This is a genomic window from Rhizobacter sp. (assembly GCF_035702065.1).
Lineage (GTDB): Bacteria > Pseudomonadota > Gammaproteobacteria > Burkholderiales > Burkholderiaceae_C > Rhizobacter.
Window position 1 is genome coordinate 1 of the sequence record NZ_DASSRA010000170.1, and the last position, 6,684, is coordinate 6,684.

The following is a 6,684-nucleotide window of genomic DNA, read 5'->3' on the forward strand; positions in this document are numbered from 1 at the left end:
CACAGGCCAAGCTCGATGCCACGCTGCTGTGGATCAAGGCGCAGGAAGACGCCGGGCTCGACGTGATCGGCGACGGTGAGCAGTCGCGCCAGCACTTCGTGCACGGCTTTCTGGAGCGCGTGGAAGGCATCGACTTCGAGCACAAGGTCGAGATGGGCATCCGCAACGACCGCTACAAGGCCATGGTGCCGCAGGTGGTGGCGCAGCCGCGCCTCAAGGGCCGCGTGCACGAGGCCGAGGCGCGCTTCCTGCGCGCCCACACCACGCGCAAGATCAAGTTCACCCTGCCCGGGCCTATGACGATCGTCGACACCGTGGCCGACAAGTTCTTCGGCGACCGCGTGAAGCTCGCCTTCGCCTTTGCCGAGCTGCTCAACCAGGAGGCGCTGGCCTTGCAAGCCGACGGCGTGGACATCGTGCAGTTCGACGAGCCGGCCTTCAACGTCTACATGGCCGAGGCGGCCGACTGGGGCGTGAAGGCGCTGGAGCGCGCCGCGCAAGGCCTCAGCTGCAAGACCGCGGTGCACATCTGCTACGGCTACGGCATCAAGGCCAACATCGACTGGAAAGAGACGCTGGGCGAGGAGTGGCGGCAGTACGAGCAGGTCTTCCCCGCTCTCGCTGCCAGCCGCATCGACCAGGTGAGCCTGGAGTGCATCCACTCGCACGTGCCGCCCGAGCTGATGGCGCTGCTCAAGGGCAAGGACGTGATGGTGGGCGTGATCGACGTGGCAAGCGACGTGGTGGAAACGCCCAACGAAGTGGCCGACACCATTGGCCGCGCGCTGCAGTTCGTGCCGCGCGAGCGCCTCATCGCCTGCACCAACTGCGGTCTCGCGCCGATGAAGCGCGAGGTGGCCGAGGCCAAGCTGCGCGCGTTGGCGGCCGGGGCGGCACTGGCGCGGGAGCGGGCTGAAGCCTCCTAAGTGCGGCCCGGGAAGGGCTCGACATGGGTCTCGCCCAGGCGGCCGAAGTACGTGACCTGCTGCCCGGCCAGCCAGGTGATGTAGCCCACGCAGCCGGCGGCACGCGACAGGCGCAGGAACTCGGGGTACATCACCCGCCCGGCCTGCGCGCCGCGGATCGCCTGCTGCAAGGCCGCGGAATCGAAGCGCTCTGAAATGGGCACGCCGCCTGGCGGCACGAGCGGCACGGCATGCGTGTCGCCATCCGGCAGGTAGTAGCGCGTCGCACTCGCGCGGTAGTCGGCGAAGTACGACTCCACGCCTGCGCCGATGAGTGCCTTCACGATGTCGGGGAAGTGCGCCGAACCGTCTTTCGACGACTGGGCACAGTGCTCGATGGTCTGGCGGGTGGTGTCGTCCATGGGGGTTCCTTCGTCGGTTGAGCGGCCGTCAGGCGACCGGCACTTCGTGCATCTGGTGCAGCCGCACCATCTCTTTCAGCAGGGCCGCCAGCTGCGCGCGTTGCTTGGCCGACAGGTGGCCGAAGAAGCGCTCGTCATTCTGGTCGGCCTGCTTCGCCAGCCTGGGCACCAGCGCCCGGCCGGCGGCCGTGAGCGTGAGCACCTGGGCGCGCGCGTCCTCGCCGTGGGGCGTGCGCTCCAGCAGCGCCTTTTGCTGCAGGCGCGTGATGACCTTGGAGATGGCCCCTTTGGTCATGCCCAGCGAGGCCATCAAGGCCGCGTGCGTGGATTCGCCCTGCGCGTACAGCGTGCGCAACGCCACCCATTCCGTGACCGACACGCCGCTGGCCAGCATGGCGCGCTCGAACTCCGAGGAGACGCGGTTGGAGACGTAGCGCATCCAGAAGCCGAGGTGCGCTTCGAGCGGGCTGACGGGGGTCGATGTCTTCTTCATTGCGCTTCGTTCGCGACACGCGCACTTTAGTTTCCAAGGAAACAATCTGTCAAGCCTGCACCCTTCGCTGCCCTGCGATCTGCCCGGCGTTCATGCGCTAGGATTTTGCGCGCCGCACCCGCGGCGTCACATCAATAACACCCTGAGGGAATCTATGAAGAGACTTGGTCTTGCATGCGCAGCCATTGCTGCGTCGTTGCTGTTTTCTGGCTGTGCATCAGTCGACATGGCCTCGAAGGAGGAGTCTGCGCAGGCAAAGGAGTTCAGGCCACCTGCCGCTGGATATGCCGGCGTCTATCTCTACCGGGACAGCTTCGTTGGGCAAGCGCTGAAGAAGGACCTGTGGGTCGACGGGAAATGCGTCGGCCAGACCGCCAACAAGGTCTTCTTCTACAAGCAGGTTCCCGGAGACAAGACCTACAAGATCGACACCGAGTCCGAGTTCTCACCCAACACGGTGGAAGCAACGCTGACGGCCGGAAAGAACCACTTCTTCCGGCAGTACATCAAGATGGGCGTGTTCGTCGGGGGTGCCGGTATCGAGGAAGTGCCGGAAGAACAGGGGAAGAAGGAGGTGTCCCTGCTCGAGATGGCCAAGCTGGGCAACTGCAGCAGCGAAAGATAAAAGCCGCTCGCCGGGCGGACCTCGGGAGAGGCCCGCTCTGTACGAGCACTTCCACGCCGGCAGTGACTGTCGGCCTGCCGCGAACCATGGAAGTGGCCTTCGACAGCCGCTTCCCATCGGGCGTGCGGCATCGCCTGTGAGCGGCAAAGCCGCGGTGGAGCGCTATTCCTCGAAGCGGCTCGCAGCGTCCCGATCCCGCTCGTAGTGCCTCGCCAGCGGAAACGGCGGCAACCACGATTCGCGCCGGACGGTCCAGAGTTCGTAAGTCGGTACCAGCTGGTCGGGCGCATCCAGCGACCCCAGGCTGAGCTCGATCTCGTCGCTGCTGCGCCCGAAGACCGACGAGCCGCAGTGCGGGCAGAAGTGTCGCCCGGCGTAGTGGCGTGTGTCGCCCTCGACCGTCACCGCCTCCTGCGGGAAGATGGCGCTGGCGTGGAACAGGGCGCCGTGGTGCTTGCGGCAGTCGAGGCAATGGCACAGGCCGACGCGGTAAGGGCGCCCCGACGCCACGACCCGCACCTGGCCGCACAGGCAACCCCCGGTGAATCGGTCCATGCTGCGTCTCCTCTTCGTCAAAAGACCGGGCTGTCGATTTGCGCCGGCCCTGTTCGTCGTTCCCATGACAGCCGGGTGGGCCGGCTCAACCAGGAGAAAGACATGCGCGTGATGGTGCTCGTGAAAGCGTCCGCAGACGGCGACAAGGACTTTGTTCCCACGCCCTGGGCCACCGAGATGATGGAGGCGATGAGCCGGTTCAACGAAGAGTTGCGCGATGCCGGCATCCTGCTGTCGGCCGACGGGCTCAAGCCCTCGAAGCATGGCAAGCGCATCGCCTTCGACGGCGCCAGGCGCCGGGTGATCGACGGGCCGTTCGCCGAGAGCAAGGAGCTGGTGGCCGGCTTCTGGCTCTGGGAGGTGAAGGACATGGCCGAGGCCGTCGCCTGGGGCCAGCGCTGCCCCAACCCGATGGAAGGGCCGAGCGAGATCGAGATCCGGCCGCTGTACGAGGCGGCCGACCTGGGCTGAGGCCAGCTCAGAAGCCCGTAGCGGGAGCGAGGGCGCTATGCGACGCGGCGCCCCGCGCGCCAGGCTTCGCGCACCACGGGGTGGTCGCCCAGCAGCTTCACGCGCAGCAGATCGGCACGCCGGCCCGCGGCGATCTCGCCACGGTCGGCCAGCCCCACGGCGCGCGCCGGGTTGCGGCTCACCACGTTCACGGCCTCGGGCAGCGAGAAGCCGCCTTCGTGCGTCAGCTTCCAGGCCGACTGCAGCAGGCTGCCGGGCACGTAGTCGGAAGAGAGGGCGTCCAGCACGCCTTCGCGTGCCAGGGCCATCGCCGAGACGTTGCCCGAGTGCGAGGCGCCGCGGATCACGTTGGGGGCGCCGGCCACGGTGGCCAGGCCCAGCGCCTTGGCGCGGCGCGCAGCCGCCAGCGTGGTGGGGAACTCGCTCATGCCGGCGCCTTCGGCATGCGCCTCGTCCACGTGCGCGACGGTGGTGTCGTCGTGTGTGGCCAGTGCCACGCCGTAGGTGCGCGCGAAGTCGGCGAACCAGGTGCGGTTGGGCGTGGCGTGCTGCTTCTGGCGCTCGGGCGCGATGCGCACCTCGGCGTCGAACTGCGCGTCGCTCCAGCCCTTCTTGCCGGTGTAGTAGATGCGGGCGTGCTCGATGTCGCTCCACTGGCGCTGGCCGGGCGTGTGGTCCATCAGCGAGATGAGGCGCAGGCGCGGGTGGCGCGCGAAGGGCTCGAACAGCTCGCGCGCATTGGGCGCGGGCAGCTCGCAGCGCACATGGATCAGGTGCTCGGCGCGCAGCAGGCCGGCGGCGTCGAGCCGGTCCAGCACGTCGAGCAGCGCGCTCTGGTCGCGCGAGCGGAAGCCGTCGCCGTACGGGTCACCCACGCCGATGGCGTCGAGCACGGTGGTGATGCCGGCGGCGGCCACCTCGGCGTCGTGCGCCTGCACCGCGCCCTGCATGGGGAAGTGGACCTTGGGCCGCGGCGTGACGTGGCGCTCCAGGTTGTCGGTGTGCACTTCCACCAGGCCGGGCAGCAGGTGGTCGCCGTCGAAGTCGTGTGCGCCGGGCACGGCCGTGGGGCCGCTGGAGATGTCGGCGATCCGGCCGCTTTGCAAGCGCACGCTGCCGTGCACCACCTCGTTGGCGAGCACGATGCGGGCGTTGCGGAAGATGATCTCGTCATTCATCGTGTGGGCCTCATCAATGGAGCGTGACGCAGCGGCTGGCCACGGCGTCACGCACTTCTTCGTCATGGAAGATGCCCACCACCGCAGTGCCGGCGGCGCGCTTCTCGTGGATCAGCTCGACCACCACGCGGCGGTTGGCGGCATCGAGCGAAGCGGTGGGCTCGTCGAGCAGCAGCAGGCGCGAAGGCTCGATGAAGCCGCGCGCGATGTTCACGCGCTGCTGCTCGCCACCGGAGAAGGTGGCCGGCGGCAGCGTCCACAGGCTCTCGGGCAGGTGGAGGCGGCGCAGCAGGGCACGGGCTTGGTCGCGCGCCTCTTCTTGCGCTTCATCGGCATCGAGTTCGGGGCGCGCCTGCAGCCAGCGCTCGGCCACGATGTCGATTGCCGGCACGCGCGGCACGGCGCGCAGGAACTGGCTCACGTAGGCGATGTCGCGCCGGCGCAGGGCCAGCATCTGCTGCGGCGTGGCGCTGGCGATGTCGATGCGTCCGGCCTGCGCGTTGAGCCAGATGGCGCCGCTGTCGGCGCCGTAGCTGCCGTAGAGGCACTTCATCAGCGTGGACTTGCCGCGGCCGGAGGGGCCGAGCAGGGCCACGCATTCGCCGGGTTCGACGTGCAGGGACACCTCCTGCAGCACCGGCAGTTGCAGGCCGCCGCGCAGGTGGAGGGTGAAGTGTTTGGAGAGGGCGTGGACTTGGAGCATGGGGGTCTTGTGATGCGGTCAGTTCATCGTCCGCTCAGCCTGAGGTATCGAAGGCCCGCGCTGGCCGTGCCAGGCTTCGATACCTCAGCCCGAACGGGTGGAGGTGTGCGAAGGCAAGTCATGGGCGTCAGGGCGCCACCACCGACGACACCAGCAACTGCGTGTACGCATGTTGCGGGTCGTCGAACACGCGGTCGGTGAGGCCTTGCTCGACGATGCGGCCTTCGCGCATCACCAGCGTGCGGTGGGCCAGCAGCCGCGCCACGCCGAGGTCATGGGTGACGATCAGCGCCGAGAGGTGCATGCGCGCCACCAGCAGGCGGATCAGGTCGAGCAGGCGCGCCTGCACCGACACGTCGAGGCCCGAGGTGGGCTCGTCCATCAGCACCAGGCGCGGGCGGGTGACGAGGTTGCGCGCGATCTGCAGGCGCTGGCGCATGCCGCCGGAGAAGGCGCGCGGCGAGTCGTCGATGCGCTGCGCGTCGAGCTCGACGCGGCCCATCCAGTCGGGGGCGGCACTGCGCAGGTGGCCGAAATGGCGCTGGCCCTGGCCCATCAGGCGCTCGCCGATGTTGGCGCCGGCGCTGACGTTCATGCGCAGGCCGTCGATGGGGTTCTGTTGCACGAAGCCCCATTCGGTGCGTTCGAGTTGGCGCTTCTCGCGTTCCGAGAGTCGGTGGACGTCGAGTTGTTGGCCTGTGCCGTTGGTGTAGATGACCTGGCCTTGCGTGGGCGTGAGGCGACCGGCGATGCAGTTGAGCAAGGTGCTCTTGCCGGAGCCGGATTCGCCGACGATGGCGACGACTTCGCCGGGGTGGAGGGTGAGGGAGGCGTCGACGACCGCGGGCCGCGTGGTTTGCGGGAAGCAGTGGTGGAGGTCGTGGACTTGGAGGATGGGGGAGGTGTTCATGGGTGTCCTGTCTCAGGCCGCTCAGGCTGAGGTATCGAAGCCTCGTGCTGCTTGTCGCGGTGCTTGTGCACTGCGTGAGGCCGCGCCGGGATGTGCGCCCGGCAGCGCAGTAACTTTCTTTTGCTTCGCCAAAAGAAAGTCACCAAAGAAAAGGCGACCCCGTTCGCCGGTCGGCCTAGGGCCGACTGCTCTGCGCTGCTCGGTCTTTGTGGGTCGGGCAGAACTCGCTACGCGGCCTGCGGCCGCTGCGCTCAGACAGCTGCCCGAAGTCAGAGGACGAAGCGCGCTGACGCGCGCGCCCACAAAGCCCTGCGCTGCTCGACGGCTCTCAAGGGCCCCAAGAGCAAGCTCGCCTTCGGCCTCGTGTCTCGGCTCGCTTCGCTTTGCCTTGGTTCTCAAGCCGATGCGCAGCGAGGCGAGAC

The 6,684-nt window shown here is 68.1% G+C and carries 8 protein-coding genes and 1 pseudogene; 3 read left to right on the plus strand and 6 right to left on the minus strand.

Annotated elements, in window-relative coordinates; genetic code table 11:
- A partial coding sequence (locus VFL64_RS08160; RefSeq protein WP_489539879.1) for a methionine synthase occupies positions 1-926 on the plus strand: 926 nt, incomplete at its 5' end.
- Here VFL64_RS08160 and VFL64_RS08165 read toward each other — a convergent pair.
- Entirely contained in the window at positions 923-1,327 is a 405-nt protein-coding gene (locus VFL64_RS08165; protein WP_489539880.1) for a DUF1398 domain-containing protein, read from the minus strand. The two genes, VFL64_RS08160 and VFL64_RS08165, sit on opposite strands and share 4 nt — an antisense overlap.
- Positions 1,328-1,355: 28 nt before the next feature.
- On the minus strand, positions 1,356-1,820 hold the full coding sequence (locus VFL64_RS08170) for a MarR family winged helix-turn-helix transcriptional regulator (protein ID WP_489539881.1): 465 nt from the start codon (positions 1,818-1,820) through the stop codon (positions 1,356-1,358).
- Positions 1,821-2,046: 226 nt separating this feature from the next.
- Between VFL64_RS08170 and VFL64_RS08175 the strand changes: the two genes are divergently transcribed.
- The gene (locus VFL64_RS08175; RefSeq protein WP_489539882.1) at positions 2,047-2,445 is read left to right on the plus strand and encodes a DUF2846 domain-containing protein; all 399 of its coding nucleotides are present in this window, start codon (positions 2,047-2,049) and stop codon (positions 2,443-2,445) included.
- A gap of 162 nt (positions 2,446-2,607) precedes the next feature.
- On the opposite strand, the gene VFL64_RS08180 is transcribed toward VFL64_RS08175, so the two are convergent.
- Positions 2,608-3,000, minus strand: a complete 393-nt coding sequence (locus tag VFL64_RS08180; protein WP_489539883.1) for a GFA family protein — start codon at positions 2,998-3,000, stop codon at positions 2,608-2,610.
- A gap of 102 nt (positions 3,001-3,102) precedes the next feature.
- Between VFL64_RS08180 and VFL64_RS08185 the strand changes: the two are divergent.
- A pseudogene (locus tag VFL64_RS08185) lies at positions 3,103-3,468 on the plus strand (YciI family protein); the annotation flags it as partial.
- Positions 3,469-3,506: 38 nt separating this feature from the next.
- Here VFL64_RS08185 and VFL64_RS08190 read toward each other — a convergent pair.
- The 3 genes from VFL64_RS08190 to phnK all read right to left on the minus strand — a co-directional run bounded on the left by VFL64_RS08190 (position 3,507) and on the right by phnK (position 6,262).
- Positions 3,507-4,649, minus strand: coding sequence for an alpha-D-ribose 1-methylphosphonate 5-triphosphate diphosphatase (locus VFL64_RS08190; RefSeq protein WP_489539884.1), 1,143 nt, complete (start codon positions 4,647-4,649; stop codon positions 3,507-3,509).
- Positions 4,650-4,662: 13 nt separating this feature from the next.
- Positions 4,663-5,352, minus strand: a complete 690-nt coding sequence (gene phnL / locus VFL64_RS08195; RefSeq protein ID WP_489539885.1) for a phosphonate C-P lyase system protein PhnL — start codon at positions 5,350-5,352, stop codon at positions 4,663-4,665.
- A 127-nt stretch (positions 5,353-5,479) separates the two neighbouring features.
- Entirely contained in the window at positions 5,480-6,262 is a 783-nt protein-coding gene (gene phnK, locus VFL64_RS08200) for a phosphonate C-P lyase system protein PhnK (RefSeq protein ID WP_489539886.1), read from the minus strand.
- Positions 6,263-6,684: the final 422 nt, after the last annotated feature.

What these genes read in the sequence shown, in the direction of transcription:
- VFL64_RS08175 (WP_489539882.1), top strand. Translation starts at nt 2,047, where the DNA reads ATGGCCTCGAAGGAGGAGTCTGCGCAGGCAAAGGAGTTCAGGCCACCT.
- phnK (WP_489539886.1), bottom strand. Translation starts at nt 6,262, where the DNA reads ATGAACACCTCCCCCATCCTCCAAGTCCACGACCTCCACCACTGCTTC.
- phnL (WP_489539885.1), bottom strand. Translation starts at nt 5,352, where the DNA reads ATGCTCCAAGTCCACGCCCTCTCCAAACACTTCACCCTCCACCTGCGC.
- VFL64_RS08170 (WP_489539881.1), bottom strand. Translation starts at nt 1,820, where the DNA reads ATGAAGAAGACATCGACCCCCGTCAGCCCGCTCGAAGCGCACCTCGGC.
- VFL64_RS08190 (WP_489539884.1), bottom strand. Translation starts at nt 4,649, where the DNA reads ATGAATGACGAGATCATCTTCCGCAACGCCCGCATCGTGCTCGCCAAC.
- VFL64_RS08180 (WP_489539883.1), bottom strand. Translation starts at nt 3,000, where the DNA reads ATGGACCGATTCACCGGGGGTTGCCTGTGCGGCCAGGTGCGGGTCGTG.
- VFL64_RS08165 (WP_489539880.1), bottom strand. Translation starts at nt 1,327, where the DNA reads ATGGACGACACCACCCGCCAGACCATCGAGCACTGTGCCCAGTCGTCG.